Consider the following 21247-nt stretch of genomic DNA (forward strand, 5'->3'; position numbering starts at 1 on the left):
CGTGGCGTGCCGGATCTCGGATCCAAAGAGTGCACCCTGCGGACATGATGATGGAGTACAAGTATGGAGATCTGGAAGGAGTCACAGCTTAAACAGCTTTCACATACGCACGAGATCAAAACAGCCTATCGAATCTCACTGAATTTTGTCAGAAATCTGGGATACAAATTTTGTGAATTTTCAGTAACTTCTAACAACAACGTTGCAGCTTGCGACATTCTGAATCTGAACAATTTTCCTCATAGCTGGAGCACCCGCAATGAGCAACATACAGTGGGTCAAACAAACCCGATAGTGGCATACTGCAACCATTCCACTTTGCCGGTTCTCTGGAGTGAAGAGCTTTTTTCTGAAGCACCGTGGATCTGGCAAGCGATGCAACAGCAAGGCTTGCAATATGGCTGGTCGCAAGCGATCCACGATGAGCAAACGGGTCTGTGCAGCACCCTGAGCCTGGCCAGAAGCCACTGCCCTATTTCAGCCTTCGAATTGTATGAAAACATGGGATTCATGGTTTTCATCATCCACCACCTGCATGCCCTGGCGGCTCTGGCTTACCCGAAAAAAACGCCTGCCCACCCGGCACCGCCATTATCACCACGTGAAAAAGAAGTACTGCAGCTGTCAGCCTTGGGCAAGACCGCCTATGAGATCTCCAGGATCCTCAATCTGAGCGAGCGTACGATCAACTTTCATGTGCACAGGGCTATCGAAAAGCTTGGCGTTAACAACAAGATTGCGGCAGTCATCGCCGCGGCCAGGTCAGGAGCCATCTGAGCGCGTCCGTCTTCAGGAAATCCTGCGAGTAATCCCATCGAAAAAAAAGTACCATTTGCGGCCCTCCTGAGTGATGACGTGTGAACCCTTCACGACGCAGTACACTCGGACGGCTCCGCCCGCCACAACGCCCTCGGGCTGCGGGACATACGTTGATCACCCAGAGCCCCGCCCCATGCCTTTGCTCGAAACACCCTTCGCCCGCCTTGACCTGATCCGCCAGCCTGAACAGCAGAACGAACCGCTGCAGGCTTTCGACGCCGCAGACGAATACCTGCTCAACCATCTGGCCGGACAACAACCAGCGGCGGACACCCGAGTGCTGGTACTCAACGACAGTTTCGGCGCTTTGGCCGCCAGCCTGGCGGGAAAAGTCCAGGTGATCAGCAGCGGCGATTCTTACCTGTCCGCTCAGGGGCTGGAAAAAAACCTCGTGCGCAACGGCATGGCATTTGATGCAGTACCGAGCGTGCCGGCCAGTGAAGCGTTGGTCGGCCCCTTTGATCGCGTGCTGGTCCGGGTGCCGAAAACCCTGGCGTTGCTGGAAGAACAACTGATCCGTCTGCAAAGCCAACTGACACCCGGTGCTCAAGTGATTGCGGGCGCCATGATCAAGCATCTGCCACGGGCGGCGGGAGACCTGCTGGAGCGTTACATCGGTCCGGTGCAGGCCTCTTTAGCGGTGAAAAAGGCGCGTTTGCTGATTGCGACGACCGAAAACAAAGCGCCCGCCACTTCCCCTTACCCGACTCGTTATCGACTCGAAACGCCTGCGATTGAACTGCTCAACCACGCCAATGTGTTTTGCCGCGAAGGCCTGGACATCGGTACGCGAGCGTTCTTGCCGCATTTGCCAAAAAACCTGGGTACGGCACGCGTGGCCGACCTCGGTTGCGGCAATGGGGTGCTGGCCATCGCCAGCGCGCTGCAAAACCCCCAAGCCCATTACACGCTGGTAGATGAATCATTCATGGCGGTGCAATCGGCCGAGCAGAACTGGCGCGCGGCGCTGGGTGAGCGGGATGTGATCGTCCGCGCCGGGGATGGGCTGGCCGGACAAGAGCCGCAGTCGCTGAACGTGGTGCTGTGCAATCCACCCTTCCATCAGCAACAGGTCGTGGGCGACTTTCTCGCCTGGCGGATGTTTCAGCAGGCACGTGAAGCGCTGGTCGTCGGTGGCGCGCTGTACATCGTCGGTAATCGTCACCTGGGGTATCACAGCAAACTGGCGCGGTTGTTTCGCGGCGTCGAGCAAGTGGCGGCCAACCCTAAATTTGTGATCCTCAGGGCGCGTAAGTAACAGGTAAAAAAAACCCTCCGGTCGGAGGGTTGAAATCCGCGCCTGATGGCCGCGGGATGGGATGTCAGGTGGTTCAGTGGGTGCTCAGGCCTGCGGCGTTCATGAACATGCGCATCAGGCTGGCGACGATGAACAATGCACCGACGCTGCCCGCCCAGATCATGGCCAACCAGCCGAGCCGCTGCCACAGCGGTTTTTTTTCGGCTTCTTCAATGTCGTGCAAGGTGTGTTTGCCGCTCATTGTTTCGACCTCCTTTAGTGGTAACCATCTTCATGGGTCACCTTGCCGCGGAATACGTAGTAGCTCCAGAAGGTGTAGCCAAGGATGAAAGGGATGATGAAGAGCGTGCCCACCAGCATGAAACCCTGGCTCTGCGGCGGCGCGGCGGCATCCCAGATCGAGATCGACGGCGGTACGATGTTGGGCCACAGGCTGATCCCCAATCCGCTGTAACCGAGGAAGATCAGCACCAGCGTCAGCAGGAACGGCGTGTAATGCGCATTGCGTGCCACGGCACGGATCAGGCCGTACATCGTCACCAGCACCAGAATCGGCACCGGCAGAAACCAGAAGAGGTTCGGCAAGGTGAACCAGCGCGCCGCAATTTCAGCGTGAGCCAGAGGGGTCCAGATGCTCACGATGCCAATCACCGCCAGCAGCACAAACGCCAGGGGCCGCGCCAGGTCATGCATCTGTTCCTGCAACTTGCCTTCGGTCTTCATGATCAGCCAGGTACAACCGAGCAGCGCATACGCCACGACGAGCGCCGCTCCGCAGAACAACGTGAACGGGGTCAGCCAGTCCAGTGAGCCACCGGCAAACTGCCGATTGACCACCGGCAATCCGTCGATGAATGCACCCAGCGCCACCCCCTGGAAGAACGTGGCGGCAATCGAGCCGCCGATGAAGGCCTTGTCCCACAGGTGACGCTTGTCGTCCTTGGCCTTGAAGCGGAACTCGAAGGCCACGCCGCGGAAGATCAGCCCGATCAACATGAAGATCAGCGGTAGATACAACGCCGAGAGCACCACCGAATAGGCCAGCGGAAAGGCGCCAAACAACGCCGCGCCGCCCAGCACCAGCCAGGTTTCGTTGCCATCCCAGACCGGGGCGACAGTGTTCATCATCACATCACGGTCGGTTTTACCGGGAATGAACGGGAAGAGAATCCCGATACCCAGGTCAAAGCCATCCATGACCACGTACATCATGATGCCGAAGATGATGATCACGGCCCAGATCAGCGGAAGATCAATACCCATGATTCAAATCTCCTTGGTCACGGCGTGGTCGGCATCAGCGTGCTCGTCGTCGGCTGCGGACAGCGGACGGGCGGGCGTACGTTTTTGGCCTGGACCACCGTCGTTGGTTTCCTTGCCTTCGTCGATCTTCGGCCCTTTGCGCACCAGGCGCATCATGTAGCCCAGGCCGGCGCCAAACAGCGCGAAATACACCACGACGAACAGGATCAGGGTGATGCTCATCTGCACGAAACTATGGTTGGAGGACGCATCCGCCGTGCGCATCAAGCCATACACCACCCACGGCTGGCGGCCGATTTCCGTCGTGAACCATCCGGCGAGAATCGCGATCAGGCCGGATGGCCCCATCCACAGCGCCAGATACAGAAAAGGTCGCGAGGTATAGAGCTTGTCACGCTTGCGCAACCACAGGCTCCACAAGCCGGTGAAGATCATCAGGAAGCCCAGGCCAACCATGATCCGGAACGACCAGAACACGATGGTCGAGTTCGGCCGGTCTTCAGGCGGGAATTCCTTGAGTGCCGGCACCTGTTTATCCAGCGAGTGAGTAAGGATCAGGCTGCCCAGGTAAGGGATCTCTACGGCAAATTTGGTTCTCTCCTCTTTCATGTCCGGCCAGCCGAACAGGATCAACGGAGTCGCCTCATCGCCCTTGTTTTCCCAGTGCCCCTCGATTGCCGCAATTTTTGCTGGCTGATGCTCGAGCGTGTTGAGGCCGTGGAAGTCACCGATAACGGCCTGGATCGGCGCGACAATCAGGGCCATCCACATCGCCATCGAAAGCATTTTACGGATCGCCGGGTTGTCCTTGCCGCGCAGCAAATGCCAGGCCGCGGAAGATCCGACAAAGAACGCCGTGGCGACGAACGCCGCCGTCGCCATGTGCATCAGGCGGTACGGGAACGATGGGTTGAAGATAATCGCCAGCCAGTCGGTGGGGATGACCTGGCCATTGATGATTTCGAAGCCTTGCGGGGTTTGCATCCAGCTGTTGGAGGCGAGAATCCAGAAGGTCGAGATCAGTGTGCCGATGGCCACCATGACCGTGGAGAAGAAGTGCAGGCCACGCCCGACTTTGTTCCAGCCGAACAGCATCACACCCAGAAACCCGGCCTCGAGGAAAAATGCCGTGAGCACTTCGTACGTCAGCAACGGACCGGTCACCGCCCCGGCAAAATCGGAGAAGCGGCTCCAATTGGTGCCGAACTGATAGGCCATGACCAGGCCAGAAACCACCCCCATGCCGAAGTTGACGGCGAAGATCTTCGACCAGAAATGGTAGAGGTCACGGTAGGTGTCGTTGTGGGTTTTCAGCCACAGGCCTTCGAGAACCGCCAGGTAGCTCGCCAGACCGATGGTGATGGCCGGAAACAGGATGTGGAACGAGATGGTGAATGCGAACTGAATTCGGGCGAGATCAAGTGCCTCTAAACCGAACATAAGTCTTCCTCTGTCAGGTAGTACGGCTGCGGGCTGAAAGCCTGCACCCACGGCCCCCACGGATATGGAGTGTGGCGAATCTCTGTTTGTTCTTTTTTTATACGCATCACAACGCAGGGAGTCAGGCCTTGCGGCCGCCGGATCAATTCCATTTGAGGGTTTTGATCTGGATCAATCAACGTTGAAAGAGTAGTCCCATTTCCGGGGAGGACTCGCGTGGTCTTTTGCCGCGTGACAAGTTGCCTCAGGGTTGGCGAAATGGCCTGAAACAGATTTTTGGATAGAACAACATCAATGTGGTGAGGGGGCTCGTCCCCGTCAGGTTGTGAAGCGACTTCAGCCCCCGGCAAAAAATGCATTTATCAGTTAGCCCTGCTTGATCGTTTTTACGGCTGCTACGCAGCCGAACGGGGCAAGCCCCCTCGCCACAGCAAGCTCCCTCTCCAGAAGATTTTCTATTGAGTGGACAATCGATGTCTGGCTAACTAAATTTTCTGTCACTGCAACTTCCTGTTACAGCTTGGTGATAACCTCGCCGTTCCCCTCCCCCAGATTTGCCGCAGATGCCCAGCCAAGAGCCCTTGCTGTTACGTCACCATCGTCCGTTCCTCGCGTTCTGGCTGGCCCGGATTTTCACCGCCAGCGGTTTTCAGATGCTCACGGTGGCTATCGGCTGGAACCTGTACCAACTGACGGGGAACGTGCTCGACCTTGGCTTGGTCGGCCTGGTGGAGTTTGCCCCGCGCGTGTTGTTCATGCTGCACACCGGGCACGTCGCGGATCGCTATGACCGGCGCAAGGTCGCGGCGATCTGCCAGTCGTTGCAAGCGCTGATCGCCTTATCGCTGGCCATTGGCAGTGCGACGGATCATGTCACTCGGGAACTGATCTTCATCCTCGCCTTCCTGCTCGGTGCGGCCCGCTCCTTCGAGATGCCGACCACCCAGGCCCTGCTGCCGAGCATTGTGCCCAGCGCCCTGTTTCCCCGGGCCGTTGCCGCTGCACAGTCAGCGCAGCAATCGGCGACCATCGTTGCGCCGGCCCTCGGCGGTCTGCTCTACGCCTTCGGCAGTGTCTGGGTGTATGGCCCCACCGTGCTCCTCTATGTCATCGCATGTTCATTGATGCTCAACCTGCCGGCCCGGCAAACGCCGTTGAACAAAGGCAAAGCCACATTGGACTCGCTTTTGGCAGGCGTTCGTTTCATTCGCAGCCGACCGGACATTCTCGGGGCCATTTCCCTGGATCTGTTCGCCGTTCTGCTGGGTGGGGCGACGGCGCTGTTGCCGGTGTTCGCCAAAGACATACTGCTGACCGGCCCGTGGGGGCTTGGCCTGTTGCGCTCGGCACCGGCAGTGGGCGCCTTGCTGATGTCACTGTTCCTGGCGCGATTCGCCGTGGAACGCAATGTCGGGCGCGTGATGTTTACGGCCGTGGGTGTGTTCGGCGTGGCAACCATTGCCTTCGGCCTGTCGACCTCGTTCTGGTTCTCGCTGGCCGTGCTGGTGGTGCTGGGCGCCGCCGACATGATCAGCATGGTGATCCGCGCATCGTTCGTACAACTCGAAACACCGGACGAAATGCGCGGTCGGGTCAGCGCCGTGAACGGTTTGTTTATCGGTGCTTCAAATCAGTTGGGCGAATTTGAATCGGGATTGACCGCCCACTGGTTCGGCACCGTGCCAGCCGTGGTCATGGGTGGAATCGGTACGCTGGTGGTGACCGGGACCTGGATCAAGCTGTTCCCGACCCTGGCCAATCGCGACCGCATGCATGTGCCAAAGGAAGAGGTGAAGGCCTGACCCTCACTTGATCAACATCTCCCCCGCCACCGCCGAACGCGTGGCTTTGCCACAGAGTTGCTCAACCAGCACCAAGGCAAACGCCAATGCCGCGCCCGAGCCTTGGGCGGTGATGCAGTTACCGTCGACCACCACCGGCTGATCGACGAAGTTACAGCCCGACAGCTGATGACTGGCCGAAGGCAGGCATGTCATGCGCCGTTGCCGCAATACCCCAAAGGCTTGCAGCGCCACCGCAGGTGCTTCGGCAATTGCTGCGAACAGTCGACCGGCGGCGGCCTGGTCCTTGATCAATTGCTGCACGGGCTGGTGCGCCGCCAGATGTTGCGCACCCACCGCACCGCCTGGCAGGGCGATCAGGTCAAAAGGCTGGGCCAGCAAATCCACCAACATCGCATCGCAGGTCAGGCGGGTGCCGCGGGCGCAGGTGAGCATGCGTCGCCCCTCGATGCTTGCCACCACCACTTCAACCTGGGCGCGGCGGAGCACATCGATCAAGGTCACGACTTGCAGGTCATCAACACCCTCGGCGAGGGCAATCAAGGCACGAAAGGTCATGGGCTACGATCCACAAAATGATTCTTAAAGCGTAGTCAGCTTTCGTGCCCTCTGTTTCTGGTCCGGCCGTTACTTGATGTAAAGCTGAGTAGACAGCGTATTGCCCGGTGCATTGAGCGAGGTGTTGCTGAAGCTGAAAGTGCCTTCCTGTTTGCCCGCGAGATCGAAGGCATATAAATAGCCGACGGTTTTTTCTCCGGGGGTGCAGGTGGTCAGGTTTCCATTCCTGAAAGCACAGACCGGCGTGCGGGTGCCATTCACTTCGAAGCCGTCCAGCGCGACACGGGGCTCGCGGCCGTAACCGACTTCCAGCACGTAAACAAGGATGTTCGATCCGCTGTGGTCACAACGCGTCTGTTTTTGTCCCTCGTCGATACTTTCGACGCCGCAGGAAGGCGAAGCGACCTTGAGCACCTTCACTTCACTCAAGGGCGGGGCCGATGCCGCCTTGGCCACTTGAGTCCCGAGAAACAACGCCATCAGTACGCCAAATACGCCAGCCAGACGCTTTTTCATCCAGGACCTGTCCACCTCAAAAAACCAGCGCGCAGTATGGCGCACTTGGCTTTGTCGCAAAACATCGACGACGATCACCGCCATAAGCAGCCATAACCCCACGCGACTGGTATGATGCGCGGCTTTTTCCGACCCACAGTATTTTTCAGGCGCGTTCTGCGGTCTGTGCTTTGCTGTTGAGGTCGATACATTCACGGCGCCCGGCGCGCCACGGGGAGCAGACATGCTGGAAAGGCTGTTTCAACTCAAGGCACATAACACCAATGTACGCACCGAGATTCTCGCGGGCGTCACGACCTTTTTGGCCATGGCCTACATTCTGTTCGTCAATCCGAGCATCCTCGGCGAGACCGGCATGGACAAGGGCGCGGTGTTCGTCGCCACCTGCCTGGCAGCCGCCATTGGCTCCACGGTCATGGGCCTGATCGCCAACTACCCGATCGCCCTTGCACCGGGCATGGGTCTGAATGCCTTCTTCACTTATACCGTGGTCCTGCACATGGGCCATACCTGGCAAGTGGCGCTGGGCGCGGTGTTCATCTCGGCGGTGTGCTTCTTCCTGCTGTCGATCTTCCGCATCCGCGAATGGATCATCAACAGTATCCCGCTGCCGCTGCGCTCGGCGATTGCCGCCGGTATCGGTCTGTTCCTGGCCCTGATTGCCCTGCACAACGCCGGCATTGTTGTCAGCAACTCGGCGACCATGGTCGGCCTCGGCGACCTGAAACAGCCGGCGCCGATCCTCGCCACCCTCGGTTTTGCCCTGATCGTCGCCCTTGAAGCCCTGGCCGTGCGCGGTGCGGTGCTGATCGGTATTCTGGTGGTCACCATCATTTCCATCGTCATGGGCTTCACCCCGTTCGGCGGCGTGATGTCGATGCCGCCATCCCTGGCGCCGACGTTCCTGCAACTGGACATCAAAGGTGCGCTGGACATCGGTCTGGTCAGCGTGATTTTCGCCTTCCTGTTCGTCGACCTGTTCGACAACTCCGGCACCCTCATCGGCGTGGCCAAGCGCGCTGGATTGATGGGCAAGGACGGCCACATGCCGAAAATGGGCCGTGCGCTGATCGCCGACAGTACCGCTGCAATGGCCGGTTCCCTGCTGGGCACCTCGACCACCACCAGCTACATTGAGTCCGCTGCCGGCGTAAGTGCCGGGGGCCGCACCGGCCTGACCGCTATCGTCGTGGCGATCCTGTTCCTGTTGGCGCTGTTCTTCTCGCCACTGGCCGCCAGCGTTCCAGCCTTCGCCACTGCACCGGCCCTGCTGTTCGTCGCCGTGCTGATGACATCCGGCCTGGCCGAAATAGACTGGGACGACATCACCGTCGCTGCACCTGTCGTGATCACCGCGCTGGCCATGCCGTTCACTTACTCCATCGCTAACGGCATCGCCTTCGGTTTCATTGCCTGGACCGCCATCAAGCTGATGTCCGGTCGTGGTCGCGAGCTGAACCCGGCGCTGGTGATCCTGTCGATTCTGTTTGTGATCAAACTCGGTTGGTTCAACGCATGACTTTTGATTCCCAGGCTTACGCCACTCAACTCGAAGAGAAGGTCACGCGCTTGCGGGACCTGCTGGCCCCGTTTGATGCGCCGGAGCCGGCCGTATTCGACTCGCCGTTGCAGAACTTCCGCCTGCGCGCTGAGTTCCGCCTGTGGCGCGAAGCCGGCGAACGTCATTACGCGATGTTTTCCCAGGAAGACAAACGCACGCCAATCCTGATCGAAGAGTTCCCGATTGCCAGCCTGCGCATCAACCAGTTGATGCCGCAGCTGAAGGCAGCGTGGCAAGCGAGTGCGCCGCTGAGCCACAAGTTGTTCCAGGTGGAGTTCCTGACCACCCTGGCTGGCGATGCGATGATCACTCTTTGCTATCACCGTCCACTGGACGAGCACTGGCACGCGGCGGCCACAAAGCTGGCGGCCGAGCTGAATGTCAGCATCATCGGCCGTTCCAAGGGCAAGCGCGAAGTCATCGGGCACGATTACGTGGTCGAAAAGCTGGAAGTCGGCGGCCGCACTTTCAGCTATCGCCAGCCGGAAGGCGCGTTCACCCAGCCCAACGGCACGGTAAACCAGAAGATGCTCAACTGGGCATTCGATGCGCTTGGCGATCGCTCCGATGATTTGCTGGAGCTGTATTGCGGCAACGGCAACTTCACCCTGCCGCTCGCCACCCGCGTGCGCAAGGCGCTGGCCACCGAAATCAGCAAGACCTCGGTCAACGCGGCCTTGAGCAATCTCAGCGAAAATGCTGTGGATAATGTCACCCTGGTGCGTTTGTCCGCCGAAGAGCTGACCGAAGCCCTGAACGAAGTTCGTCCTTTCCGGCGCCTGCACGGCATCGACCTCAAGAGCTACGAGTTCGGCAGCGTGTTCGTCGACCCACCGCGCGCCGGCATGGACCCGGACACCTGCGAGCTGACCCGACGCTTCGACAACATCCTGTACATCTCCTGCAATCCGGAGACCCTGGCAGCCAACATCGCCCAACTGCACGACACCCACCGCATCACCCGATGCGCGATGTTCGACCAGTTCCCGTGGACTCATCACATGGAATCCGGGGTGATGCTGACCCGGCGTTGAGTGCATCTGCAAGACGCAAAAACCGTCCTCGTGACGGTTTTTTTGTATTCGTAGGTTTGGCGCTGATAAATACTGGGTCGAATACTTCATCTACCCCCGGTGTAACCCATCATGCAGCGACATTTCGACGATCTACAGCTGGGCAGCATCGAGCTGTTTTGCCTGGCCGCCGAGGCTGGCAGCTTCACCGCGGCGGCGCTGGTGGCAGGGGTAACACCGGCCGCGGTGAGCCGTTCAGTGTCACGCATGGAGGAGCGCCTTGGCGTGCGCTTGTTCGCCCGCACCACGCGCAGCGTCAAATTGACCGACAGTGGCCGCCGTTATTACGAAGAATGCCGCCAGGCTCTGGCACAACTGGTCGAGGCCCAGCGTGAGGTCATGGGTCAACAGCAAGAGCCATCAGGAACCTTGCGCATCAGTATTCCGACCACCTACGCACACCATCGAATTCTGCCGCTGCTGCCCGAATTCCGGGCGAGGTTCCCGGCTGTGAAAGTCGAGTCGCACATCAGCAATCGCAACATCGATTTCGTCGGTGAAGGCTACGACATGGCAATTCGCGTGCGAGCCATCCCGGATTCCGGTCTGATCGCCCGGCATCTGGAAGACGCCGCACTGGTGATGGTCGCCAGCGCGGATTACTTGAAACGTAACGGTACTCCGCAAACCCTCGGCGATCTTGAGCAACACGAATGCATTCAGTACGAATTGCCCAGCAGTGGTCGGCGTATTGCCTGGCTGTTCAATGATGCCGGCGTACAACGGGAGATTCTGGCCGAGGGCAACCTCAGTTGCTCCGACGACGTACTGGGTGGCGTGACCCTGGCCAAACACGGCGCCGGATTGTTCCAGACCTACCGCTTTATCGTGGAAAAGGAACTGGCCGATGGCTCGCTGCTGGAAGTGCTCAAGCCTTATGGCGGGCGCTCACGGCCGTTTACCCTGCTCTACCCGCAAAGCCGTCACGTGCCGCTGCGGTTGAGGGCGTTCATCGACTTCCTCGTAGAGCATTTACCGCGTTAGCCGCTGAAAGTGTCCGATCACCGCCCACAAACAGCCAGCGTGCAGTCACTTCAATTGACCGAATTAACCAGTTAGTACAATTTATCTCCACAGGCTGAAACATACGGCCGAATCCAAAAATAATAAGTGGAGAAATTGCGATGCCCCCTATCGTTCTGGTGCTCAACGGCCCGAACCTGAACCTGCTCGGCACCCGTGAACCGGCAACTTACGGCCACGAAACCCTGGCAGACATTTCGGTCCTGTGCGCACGTACCGCCGAAGAGTTCGGCCTGGCAGTGGAGTTTCGCCAGACTAACCATGAAGGTGAATTGCTCGACTGGATTCACGCCGCCCGCGGACGCTGTGCCGGGATCGTCATCAACCCTGCCGCGTGGACCCACACTTCCGTCGCCATTCGCGACGCCCTCGTCGCCAGCGAACTGCCGGTGATCGAAGTGCACCTGTCCAACGTCCACGCCCGCGAGCCCTTCCGCCACCACTCTTTTGTATCCGCCATTGCGACCGCTGTCATGGCCGGTTTCGGCAGCCACGGCTATCGCCTGGCGCTGGAGCATTTCAGTCAGCGTTTGAAGGGGTGACTACCGTGACTCAGAACTCCGCGATCCTGGCCGGGCTGATCGGCGCCGGCATTCAGGCCTCCCGCACACCAGCGTTGCACGAGCACGAAGGCGACGCCCAAGGGCTGCGTTATCTCTATCGCCTGATTGACCTTGATCAGTTGAAACTCGACAGCAATGCCCTGCCCGACCTGTTAATGGCTGCCGAGCGGATGAACTACACCGGGTTGAACATCACCTTTCCGTGCAAACAGGCGATCATCCCGCTGCTCGACGAACTGTCGCCGGAAGCCCGCGGTATCGGTGCGGTCAACACCGTGGTGCTGAAAGACGGCAAGCGCATCGGCCACAACACCGATTGCCTGGGATTTGCCGAGGGTTTTCGTCGCGGTTTGAAGGGTGTTGCCGTTGAGCGCGTGGTCCAAATGGGCGCCGGCGGTGCAGGTGCAGCGGTGGCTCACGCGTTGTTGAGCGAAGGCGTACAACAGCTGAGCATTTTTGACGTGGATATCCGCCGCGCCCAGGATCTGGCTGACAATCTCAATCAGCATTTCGGCGTGGCACGAGCGGTGGCCGGGTATGACCTGTCAACCGCCATGGCTCAGGCTGACGGTTTGGTGAACACCACGCCGATGGGCATGAAAAAACTGCCGGGCATGCCGGTGCCAGTCGAGCTGCTGCGAGCCGAACTGTGGGTGGCGGAAATCGTCTACTTCCCGTTGGAGACCGAATTGCTGCGCAACGCCCGTGCATTGGGTTGCCGGACTTTGGATGGCGGCAACATGGCGGTGTTTCAGGCGGTGAAGGCGTTCGAATTGTTCAGCGGTGTGGTGCCGGATGTCCAGCGAATGCTTGAGCATTTCCAGAGCATGAATGACTGAAGCGCCAACCTGCTTTTACGTAGGAGCCGGCTTGCTGGCGAAGCAGGCGATGCGGTGAATCAGGTCAGCCGCCTTCGCTGGCAAGCCAGCTCCTACAGAGTGTTGCGTGAATGCGATTGGTTGAGAACCAGGACAATCAAGCCTGCAGGTAGCGCAAAACCGACTCGCAAATCATCTCGCGATGACGCTGTTTGACAGCCTCGTCCGGCAGATCGATCTGAAAAATCTCCCCCACGGTATGGCGGTTCGAAACCCGATAGAAGCAGAACGAACTGATCAGCAGATGCACATCCAGCGGCACCAGGCCCGCGCGGAATACACCCTCTTCAACACCCCGGCGCAGAATCACATCGAGTGAATCGAGCACGGTGTTGTTCATCGCCCTGATCGCCTCGGAACGCTTTACAAACTCGGCGTTGTGGATGTTCTCGATGCTGACAATCCGCACGAAATCCACGTTGCGGTCGTGGTGATCGAAGGTGAATTCAACCATCCGCCGAATGGCATCCACCGGCGCCAGCTCGGTCAGGTGCAAACGGCTTTCGGTGTTGCGGATGTCGCCGTAAAGCTTCTCCAGCACCTCAACGTAGAGCTGTTCCTTACTGCCGAAGTAGTAATAGATCATGCGCTTGGAGGTGTGAATGCGCTCGGCGATGGCGTCGACACGAGCACCGGACAACCCCTGCTGGACGAACTCGACGATCGCCTCTTGCAGGATGTTCTCGCGGGTCTTTTCCGGGTTGTTCTTGCGACTCTTGCGCGGCTCGGCAACGGGCTGGTCGGGCACTGAAGAGAGTTCTGAAATTGTTGTCATCGCGGGCTCACGGCCATCACTGCACAGGCGGCGATTATGGGCTGCGCGGCACAGTGAAGGAAGCCGCGCAGCAGCGCTTTTGTTACCGTGATTACGATTTCCCTACAACTTTGCCTGACGTACGGCGCCGCTTCGGGATTTGGCCATGGCCGCCAAACGCACGGCTACGTTGGCCGCACCGTAGCCGGCGTAACCATTCTTGCGCTGGATGATCTCGAAGAAGAACCGCCCTTCGAACGGCTCGGTGTACACGTGGAACAGCTCGCCGCCCTGGGCATCGCGGTCGTACAGCACGTTGTAGTACGCCAGTTCGCTGAGGAACTCATCGTCGAAATCGAAGCGCGCCGCCAGGTCATCGTAATAATTTAGCGGGATGTCCAGCAGCGGCACACCCGCCTCTTTCGCCCGGCTGACCTGGGCAAAGATATCGTCACAATCAAACGCAATGTGATGCACCCCGGAGCCGCGATAACTCGACAGCGCGTGTGAGATCGCAGTGTTGCGGTTCTCGGAAATGTTCAGCGGCAGGCGGATCGAACTGTCCCGGCTGCGCAGTGCCCGACTCTTCACCAGACCATAGGGATCGGGCAACACCACTTCGTCATCGGCCTCGAAATCCAGCAGGCTCTTGTAAAACAGCACCCAGCTGTCGAGGCTGTCGGCGGGCAATGCCATGGCCATGTGATCGATGCGCTTGAGCCCTCCGCTGACCAGCGCTTGCGGGGACAGGTTGAAGTCGGTGCCATAGACATCGGCATCCTGATCCACCAGGTAAATCAGGCTGCCATCGGGTGCGCGCACGGCGGCGAGCTCCAGTTCATTGGGGCCGACCAGCCCGCGATACGGCTGACCTTTGTAAGCCACGGCCCGAGCCAGCGCACTGCTGCTGTCCTTGACCCGTACGGCGGTAGCACACAGCGAAGGACCGTGAGCCTCGAAGAAACTGTGCGCAAACGAGTACGGTTCAGAGTTGAGGATCAGGTTGATATCGCCTTGGCGAAACAGGCTGACGCTTTTGGAACGATGTTGCCCGGCTTTGGCGAACCCCAAGCGTTCCAGCCAATGGGAAAGCTTGGCGCCGAGACTTTCGTCCACTGCGAATTCGAGAAACTCGATACCGTTGTATTCGCTGGCCTTGGGCGTTTCAAAGAGAATTTCGCTGTTGCTCGCAGGCTGGGCTTCCATGGCCAGGCGTTCGCGGGTTTTTTCTTCCAGATACAGCAACGAACGCAATCCATCGGCGGCGTTGGCCCGAGGTGGCGCGGCGCGGAAGCCGTCGTTGAAGATTTCCAGCGATAGCGGCCCGGTGTAGCCACTCTTGATGATCGGTGCGAGAAAGCCTGGCAGATCGAATTCACCCTGGCCCGGGAAGCAGCGGAAATGTCGGCTCCACTCCAGTACATCCATGGCCAGAATCGGCGCGTCGGCCATTTGCACGAAGAAGATCTTGTCGCCGGGAATATCGGCGATGGCACTCGGATCCCCCTTGAGCGACAGCGTGTGGAAGCTGTCGAGCAGCACGCCGAGGTTGGGATGATCGGCCTGGCGCACGATGTTCCACACTTGCTGCCAAGTGTTCACATGCCGCCCCCAGGCGAGCGCTTCGTAACCGATGCGCAGCCCACGGGCACCAGCGTGCTCGGCCAGCAAACGCAAATCGTCGACTAAAATCTGTTCATCACCCATGGAGTCGGCCGAGGCGTTACTGCACACCAACACCAAGTCAGTGCCTAGTTCCTGCATCAGGTCGAACTTGCGTTCGGCCCGTTCCAGGTTGCGTGCCAATCGATCACGGCGGCAACCCTCGAAATCGCGGAACGGTTGAAACAGGGTGATGGCGATCCCGAGATCGGCGCACATCTGTTTAATTTCCCGAGGGCTGCCGTCGTAGTAGAGAAGGTCGTTCTCGAAAATTTCGACGCCGTCGAAACCGGCGGCGGCAATGGCTTCGAGTTTTTCCGGCAGGGTACCGCTCAAGGACACGGTGGCAATGGAACGCTGCATAGTTCGGCTCCCGGTGGAGGCAATCTTGTTAGGGGCGTTGCACGCTTTGTATGTAGGAGCTGGCGAAGGCTGCGATCTTTTGATGTTGATTTCGGTTGATCGAGGATGGCCAAAATCAAAAGATCGCAGCCTTCGGCAGCTCCTACGAGGATAGCGTTTGTCTTGGGAGAATTATTGGGCTGACAGCGTGACACAGCAATTCAAAGTGTACTATCTGGTTAGTTTTGTGTGCGATTATCGAACAAAATGGCCGTAGGCGAATTGACGGTTTTTCGTCTTCTGCCCAACATCGACTCCACATTGAGGCCATACCGGTCGCAGTGAACAACAACCAGTTCGATGCTTCAGAACACCACATAACAAATTCAAAAACGGGTGGCACACATGATTCCTTCCCAAAGCTCACGCATGGCTCCGGCCATGAGCGTCACTGCCGGCGGTATCGGCGACAAAATCCGCGGCGCCATGGCAGTCGGCAAAACCCGTTGGGGCATGCTGGCGCTGGTGTTTTTCGCCACCACCCTGAACTACATCGACCGCGCCGCCCTGGGCGTGATGCAGCCAATCCTGGCCAAGGAAATGAGCTGGACGGCGATGGATTACGCCAACATCAACTTCTGGTTCCAGGTTGGGTACGCCATCGGTTTCGTGCTGCAAGGCCGCTTGATCGACCGAGTTGGCGTCAAGCGCGTGTTCTTCTGCGCGGTGCTGCTCTGGAGCCTGGCGACCGGTGCCCACGGCCTGGCCACTTCAGCGGTCGGCTTCATGGTTTGCCGATTCATCCTCGGCCTGACCGAAGCAGCCAACTACCCGGCCTGTGTGAAAACCACACGCCTGTGGTTCCCGGCCGGCGAGCGCGCCGTAGCGACCGGTATCTTCAACGCCGGCACCAACGTCGGGGCGATGTTCACCCCAATGCTGCTGCCGCTGATCCTGCACGTCTGGGGCTGGCAAGCCGCGTTCCTGTGCATGTCGGCGCTGGGCGGGGTCTGGTTGCTGTTCTGGGGCTTGAAGTACTTCAACCCGGAAGATCATCCGAGCGTGAAACAGTCTGAGCTGGACTACATCCAGAACGAAGTCGAACCGGAACAAACCCGCGTACCGTTCTCGAAAATCCTGCGCATGCGCGGCACCTGGGCCTTCGCCCTCGCCTACTCGATGACCGCACCGGTGTTCTGGTTCTACCTGTACTGGCTGCCGCCGTTCCTCAACCAGCAATACAACCTGGGCATCAATGTGACCCAGATGGGAATTCCGCTGATCATCATCTACCTCACTGCCGACTTCGGTAGCGTTGGCGGCGGCATCCTCTCCTCGTTCCTGATCGGTCGCGGTGTCAACCCGATCAAGGCGCGACTGATGTCCATGTTCCTGTTCGCCTGCTGCATCATCGGGGTGATCATGGCGGCCGGTTCCAGCAACCTGTGGGTCGCGGTGGCTGCCATCTCCCTGGCCATCGGCGCCCACCAGGCCTGGACCGCAAACATCTGGAGCCTGGTGATGGACTACACGCCCAAGCACATGATGAGTACGGTGTTCGGCTTCGGTGGCATGTGTGCGGCGATTGGCGGAATGTTCATGACCCAGTTGGTCGGCCACATTCTGACCATCACCAACAACAACTACACCGTGCTGTTCACCATGATCCCGGCGATGTACTTCATTGCACTGATCTGGATGTACTTCATGGCTCCGCGCAAGATTCCGACCATCACCGACTGACGTTCGGCGCATTACCCCCTGTAGGAGCGAGCATGCTCGCGAAAAACCTGAGCGCGATGCGGGTATCCAGACAACCCGCGTCATCGTTAACGAACATCGCGAGCAGGCTCGCTCCTACAGGTCGTTTCTCTTTGGGCTTTTACCGGCGGCTTTGCTGCCACGCCGCCGCCAACCCACTGCAGCAGATCACGGCAATACCGATCACGGTGGTCAAGGTCGGCGTGTGGGAAAACAGCAGCCAGCCCAGCAGACCGGCAAAAATGATCTGGCAATAGCTGAATGGTGCCAGCAACGCCGGTGCCGCGAGGCGGAAAGCCTGGGTCAGAAACAGGTGCGCCGTCATCCCGCAAGCTCCCAGCGCCAGCATCATCGCGCCATGCACCAGGTTTGGTGTCTGCCAGAAGAACGGCACCAGCGCACTCATCACCAGCGTGTTGCACAAGCCGGCGAAGAAGTTACTGGTGGTCGGGCTGTCGATCTTGCTGAGCTTGCGCGTCAGCAGTTGATAGAAGCAGAAAAACAGCGCCGAACAGAATGGAAGCAATACCGCCGGGGTAAACAGATCCCCACCGGGATGAACAATGATCAGCACCCCGATAAACCCGAAAATCACCGCCAGCCATTGTCCTCGCGTCACCCGCTCGCCCAGCAGCGGCACCGACAGCGCAGTGACCAGCACTGGAGCCAGGAAGTTGACTGAGGTCGCCTCAGCCAGCGGGATATACATCAGCCCCGTGGTAAAAAACAGGCTGGTACCCAACAGGCACAGCGCCCGGGCCAGCTGAAGCAGTGGCCGCTTGGTTCGCAGTACTCGCAGCCCGGATTGCGGCAGGAAAATCCCGGCCATCAGCAAGGTATGCACCACATAGCGCGCCCAGACCACCATGACAATCGGGTAGAAACCGGACAGGTATTTGGAAAAAGCGTCGTGGCTGGAAAACAGGAAGGTGGCTACAACGATCAGCAAGATCCCTTTAAAGGGATGGTTGACGCCGGAAAGCGGGGTGCTGGTAGGCGACGTCAAAGCGAAGTCCTTTTTAGGTTGAGGCGCGATTCGATTAATTTAGAACTTGGTTCCACTTTTTCACACAGAGAAAGCAAAAAAAAGGGCGAATACCGCACACTTCAGAATGACAACGCCAAGGCGCTCAAGTGAACAACTCCGACGCCTGACTCGCCGCCGACAATTCCTCAGTGTATTTCAACAACGTGGGCGCCAACTCATGTAATAGCGCGCCCGGTAATCGTGCGCTCGGACCGGCAATGCTGAGCACGCCGATCACTCGCCCCTCCCGTGGATGGCGTATCACCGCCGCAATCGCCGAAGTGCCCACTGCAGAACTTTCTTCGACCCAGGCATAGCCCTGCTCCCGGGCCAGACGCAAGCGCTCCAGCAGTTCAATGTTGGAACGTGGTGCATTCGGTCCAATATCGTGAGGCAACTCTTGCGCCTGCTGCTCCACTCGCGACAACGCCTCGGCATCACTCATGCTGGCCAGCCAGGCGTGCCCGGAAGCGGTGTAGAACAATGGCGCGTCGCGTCCCATGTCGGGGTCGTATCGCAGGCCCGAACGGGCGCCCTGGGATTTGGCGATCCACACTTGTCGTTCGCCCTGGACAACGCCCAACCGCACCAGCTCACCGGTTTCCCGGGCCAAACGATCGAGCACTGGCTGAACGATATCCGCACCACTGACCGACAAGTAACGAAACCCCATGGCGACCAGTCTGGTGGACAGGTGATAGCGCAGGTTTTCCGGATTTTGTCGCACATAGCCCAAACGGATCAGCTCGGCCAACAAACGATGGGTCGCGCTTTTGGGGATGTCCAGTTGTTCGGCCAACGTCTGCATCGGCAAACCCTGAGGTTCACCGGTCAAACTTTCCAAAACGCTGAAGACACGTTCGATCTGACTGCCTGCCATGGGACGTTCCAAAGAAAAATTTTGTTGATTCTAGAAGATAAGGCGATTGAAGCGAAATCTGGAACCACAAGTACAAAAAGCAGTCTGACGACCGGACTGGCGCGGGTCCCACTCAACAGCAACACTCATCGCACGGACAACCAGAGGATTCCCACATGCTATGGAAAAAAGGCCGACGCAGCGACAACGTGGTCGACGCCCGTGGCGATAATGTCGGCGGTGGCGGTGGCGGCATGCGCTTTGGTGGTGGCAAGGGCCTGAGCCTGACGGCGATCCTCCTGATTGTCGGCATTGGCTGGATCACCGGCCAGGATCCGTTGCAAATCCTCGGGCAGTTGACCGGGCAAATGGGCCAGCAATCGGCACCGGCCACCAACCAGAGTCGTCAGGCGCCACCGGCCAATGACCAGGGGGCTGAGTTTGTGCGCTCGATCCTCGGCGATACCGAAGACACCTGGGGTCAGATCTTTCAGCAGGCCGGTCGTCAATATAAGGACCCGACTCTGGTGTTGTTCAGCAACCGCGTCAATTCAGCCTGTGGTCTGGCCACCTCCGCTACCGGTCCGTTTTACTGCCCCGCTGACCAAAAGGTCTACCTGGACATGGCGTTCTTCCAGGAAATGTCCCAACGGTTTTCTGCCGCTGGCGACTTCGCCCAGGCCTACGTGATCGCTCACGAGGTCGGACACCATGTGCAGACCTTGCTGGGCGTCTCCGCGAAAATTCAGACCGCGCGCCAACAGGGTCGGCAGATGGAAGGCGACGGTGGTCTGTTGGTACGCCAGGAACTGCAAGCCGATTGCCTCGCCGGGGTCTGGGCCAACAATGCGCAGAAGCGTCTGAACTGGCTGGAACCGGGCGATATCGAAGAAGCACTGAATGCAGCGAACGCCATCGGCGACGATCGGTTGCAGCAACAAGGGCAGGGCCGTGTGGTGCCGGACTCGTTTACCCACGGTACGTCAGCGCAACGGGTGCGCTGGTTCAAAACCGGTTTCGCCCAGGGCCAGGTTGGCCAGTGCGATACCTTTGCGGCGAAAAATCTGTAAATGAAGAAGTGGTTGTTGGTTGTTCTGTTCACATGCGCAACGTCCCAGGCCGCCGAACGGGCGGTCAACGAGATCAGTCCCGGACGCCTGCTGTTGAAATCAGGCGAAATTGCAGTGGGCATCAGCCCCGCCCCGGCAAAACTCGAACGGGTATTGATCATCCTCCACGGTCGCCTGCGCAATGCGCAAACCTATCTGCAAAGTGGTGAACGGGCGGCCGAACTGGCCGGGCAAAGCGCGACGACCCTGGTGATCGCCCCGCAATTTCTCAACGACACCGACGTCGCGCTGCATCCGGTAGCGGACACCGTTTTACGCTGGCAGGGCGACGAATGGATGGCGGGTGGGGAATCTACCGCACCGTTTCGCCTGAGTTCTTACCAGGCGCTGGACGATATCATCGCCCGCCTGGGTGACCGACAGCAGTTTCCCGAGGTGAAACAGATTGTCATTGCCGGACATTCCGGCGGCGCGCAGGTTGTTCAGCGCTACGCATTGCTCGGTCACGATCAGTCAGCCCTTGAAGCCTCCGGTGTGCAGGTGCGTTATGTGATTGCCAACCCTTCGTCTTACGCCTATTTCGACGAGCGTCGGCCGGTGGCGTTCAACCATGCAGGCTGTCCGGATTTCAATCGCTGGAAATATGGACTGGCTGATTTACCCGCTTACGCCGAAGGACAAACACCCGCACAGTTGCAGGAAAAGTACCTCAAGCGAGACATCGTTTACCTGTTGGGCCAGCAGGACACCAACCCGAATCATCCACAGCTAGACACGCGTTGCGAGGCCAAGGCTCAAGGTCCCTCTCGGTTGGCGCGGGGGCGTTTTTACTTTAGTTATCTGAAGCGGCTGCAACCCGAAGGGCTGAATCAGCAATTGATCGAAGTACCCGGCGTCGGGCATGACGGGGATGGGATGTTTACATCGCCGCAGGGCCAGAAGGCGCTGTTTGGGCAGTAGGGAATGCAGTGGCTGATATGACGCCATCGCGAGCAGGCTCGCTCCCACACTGGAAGGC

20 protein-coding genes are annotated in these 21247 nt (G+C 58.9%); 11 read left to right on the forward strand and 9 right to left on the reverse strand.

Annotated features, from left to right (window positions below; genetic code table 11):
• The first annotated feature begins 63 nt into the window (after positions 1-63).
• Together AD668_RS23270 and AD668_RS23275 are read left to right on the forward strand one after the other, a co-directional pair.
• Positions 64-777 (forward strand): LuxR family transcriptional regulator, encoded by a 714-nt coding sequence (locus AD668_RS23270; RefSeq protein WP_053162597.1) that lies wholly within the window; start codon positions 64-66, stop codon positions 775-777.
• 175 nt (positions 778-952) lie between these two features.
• Positions 953-2077, forward strand: a complete 1125-nt coding sequence (locus tag AD668_RS23275; protein WP_053162599.1) for a methyltransferase — start codon at positions 953-955, stop codon at positions 2075-2077.
• A gap of 73 nt (positions 2078-2150) precedes the next feature.
• Here AD668_RS23275 and AD668_RS29150 read toward each other — a convergent pair whose 3' ends face one another.
• The 3 genes from AD668_RS29150 to AD668_RS23285 are packed head-to-tail and all read right to left on the reverse strand — an operon-like array spanning position 2151 to position 4780.
• A complete protein-coding gene (locus AD668_RS29150; protein WP_082344552.1) occupies positions 2151-2318 on the reverse strand; it encodes a DUF2474 domain-containing protein in 168 nt (55 codons plus the stop codon).
• A 14-nt stretch (positions 2319-2332) separates the two neighbouring features.
• Positions 2333-3340, reverse strand: a complete 1008-nt coding sequence (cydB, locus tag AD668_RS23280; protein ID WP_053162601.1) for a cytochrome d ubiquinol oxidase subunit II — start codon at positions 3338-3340, stop codon at positions 2333-2335.
• A gap of 3 nt (positions 3341-3343) precedes the next feature.
• On the reverse strand, positions 3344-4780 hold the full coding sequence (locus AD668_RS23285; protein ID WP_053162602.1) for a cytochrome ubiquinol oxidase subunit I: 1437 nt from the start codon (positions 4778-4780) through the stop codon (positions 3344-3346).
• A gap of 563 nt (positions 4781-5343) precedes the next feature.
• Between AD668_RS23285 and AD668_RS23290 the strand changes: the two genes are divergently transcribed.
• The gene (locus AD668_RS23290; protein WP_053162604.1) at positions 5344-6582 is read left to right on the forward strand and encodes an MFS transporter; all 1239 of its coding nucleotides are present in this window, start codon (positions 5344-5346) and stop codon (positions 6580-6582) included.
• 3 nt (positions 6583-6585) lie between these two features.
• On the opposite strand, the gene AD668_RS23295 is transcribed toward AD668_RS23290, so the two are convergent.
• Both AD668_RS23295 and AD668_RS23300 read right to left on the reverse strand, forming a co-directional pair.
• Positions 6586-7140, reverse strand: a complete 555-nt coding sequence (locus tag AD668_RS23295) for a DJ-1 family glyoxalase III (protein ID WP_053162606.1) — start codon at positions 7138-7140, stop codon at positions 6586-6588.
• Positions 7141-7209: 69 nt separating this feature from the next.
• Entirely contained in the window at positions 7210-7656 is a 447-nt protein-coding gene (locus tag AD668_RS23300) for a DUF4879 domain-containing protein (RefSeq protein WP_053162850.1), read from the reverse strand.
• Positions 7657-7879: 223 nt separating this feature from the next.
• Here AD668_RS23300 and AD668_RS23305 point away from each other — a divergent pair, with 223 nt between their 5' ends.
• From AD668_RS23305 to AD668_RS23325, 5 genes are all read left to right on the forward strand, one after another.
• Positions 7880-9175: an NCS2 family permease gene (locus AD668_RS23305; protein ID WP_053162608.1), complete on the forward strand. Its 1296-nt coding sequence runs from the start codon at positions 7880-7882 to the stop codon at positions 9173-9175.
• Positions 9172-10251 (forward strand): tRNA (uridine(54)-C5)-methyltransferase TrmA, encoded by a 1080-nt coding sequence (gene trmA, locus AD668_RS23310; RefSeq protein WP_053162610.1) that lies wholly within the window; start codon positions 9172-9174, stop codon positions 10249-10251. The genes AD668_RS23305 and trmA overlap by 4 nt, the downstream gene beginning before the upstream one ends.
• A 111-nt stretch (positions 10252-10362) precedes the next feature.
• Positions 10363-11274 (forward strand): LysR family transcriptional regulator, encoded by a 912-nt coding sequence (locus AD668_RS23315; RefSeq protein WP_053162612.1) that lies wholly within the window; start codon positions 10363-10365, stop codon positions 11272-11274.
• A gap of 140 nt (positions 11275-11414) precedes the next feature.
• Complete coding sequence (gene aroQ / locus AD668_RS23320) at positions 11415-11855, forward strand: type II 3-dehydroquinate dehydratase (RefSeq protein WP_053162614.1); 441 nt, start codon at positions 11415-11417, stop codon at positions 11853-11855.
• A gap of 5 nt (positions 11856-11860) precedes the next feature.
• The gene (locus tag AD668_RS23325; protein WP_053162852.1) at positions 11861-12715 is read left to right on the forward strand and encodes a shikimate dehydrogenase; all 855 of its coding nucleotides are present in this window, start codon (positions 11861-11863) and stop codon (positions 12713-12715) included.
• Positions 12716-12851: 136 nt separating this feature from the next.
• On the opposite strand, the gene AD668_RS23330 is transcribed toward AD668_RS23325, so the two are convergent.
• A complete protein-coding gene (locus AD668_RS23330) occupies positions 12852-13529 on the reverse strand; it encodes a TetR/AcrR family transcriptional regulator (RefSeq protein WP_053162615.1) in 678 nt (225 codons plus the stop codon).
• A 102-nt stretch (positions 13530-13631) separates the two neighbouring features.
• On the reverse strand, positions 13632-15533 hold the full coding sequence (quiC, locus tag AD668_RS23335; protein WP_053162617.1) for a 3-dehydroshikimate dehydratase QuiC: 1902 nt from the start codon (positions 15531-15533) through the stop codon (positions 13632-13634).
• A 384-nt stretch (positions 15534-15917) separates the two neighbouring features.
• On the opposite strand from quiC, the gene AD668_RS23340 reads away from it, so the two are divergent.
• The gene (locus tag AD668_RS23340) at positions 15918-17255 is read left to right on the forward strand and encodes an MFS transporter (protein ID WP_053162619.1); all 1338 of its coding nucleotides are present in this window, start codon (positions 15918-15920) and stop codon (positions 17253-17255) included.
• A 139-nt stretch (positions 17256-17394) separates the two neighbouring features.
• Here the strand turns inward: AD668_RS23340 and AD668_RS23345 are convergent, their stop codons facing one another.
• Positions 17395-18279, reverse strand: coding sequence for a DMT family transporter (locus AD668_RS23345; protein WP_053162621.1), 885 nt, complete (start codon positions 18277-18279; stop codon positions 17395-17397).
• 124 nt (positions 18280-18403) lie between these two features.
• A complete protein-coding gene (locus AD668_RS23350; protein ID WP_053162623.1) occupies positions 18404-19180 on the reverse strand; it encodes an IclR family transcriptional regulator in 777 nt (258 codons plus the stop codon).
• 155 nt (positions 19181-19335) lie between these two features.
• Between AD668_RS23350 and AD668_RS23355 the strand changes: the two genes are divergently transcribed.
• Both AD668_RS23355 and AD668_RS23360 read left to right on the forward strand, forming a co-directional pair.
• On the forward strand, positions 19336-20229 hold the full coding sequence (locus AD668_RS23355; protein WP_053162625.1) for a neutral zinc metallopeptidase: 894 nt from the start codon (positions 19336-19338) through the stop codon (positions 20227-20229).
• Entirely contained in the window at positions 20230-21189 is a 960-nt protein-coding gene (locus AD668_RS23360) for an alpha/beta fold hydrolase (protein ID WP_053162627.1), read from the forward strand.
• Positions 21190-21247 lie beyond the last annotated feature (58 nt).

The organism is Pseudomonas sp. P1.8, assembly GCF_001269805.1.
Lineage (GTDB): Bacteria > Pseudomonadota > Gammaproteobacteria > Pseudomonadales > Pseudomonadaceae > Aquipseudomonas.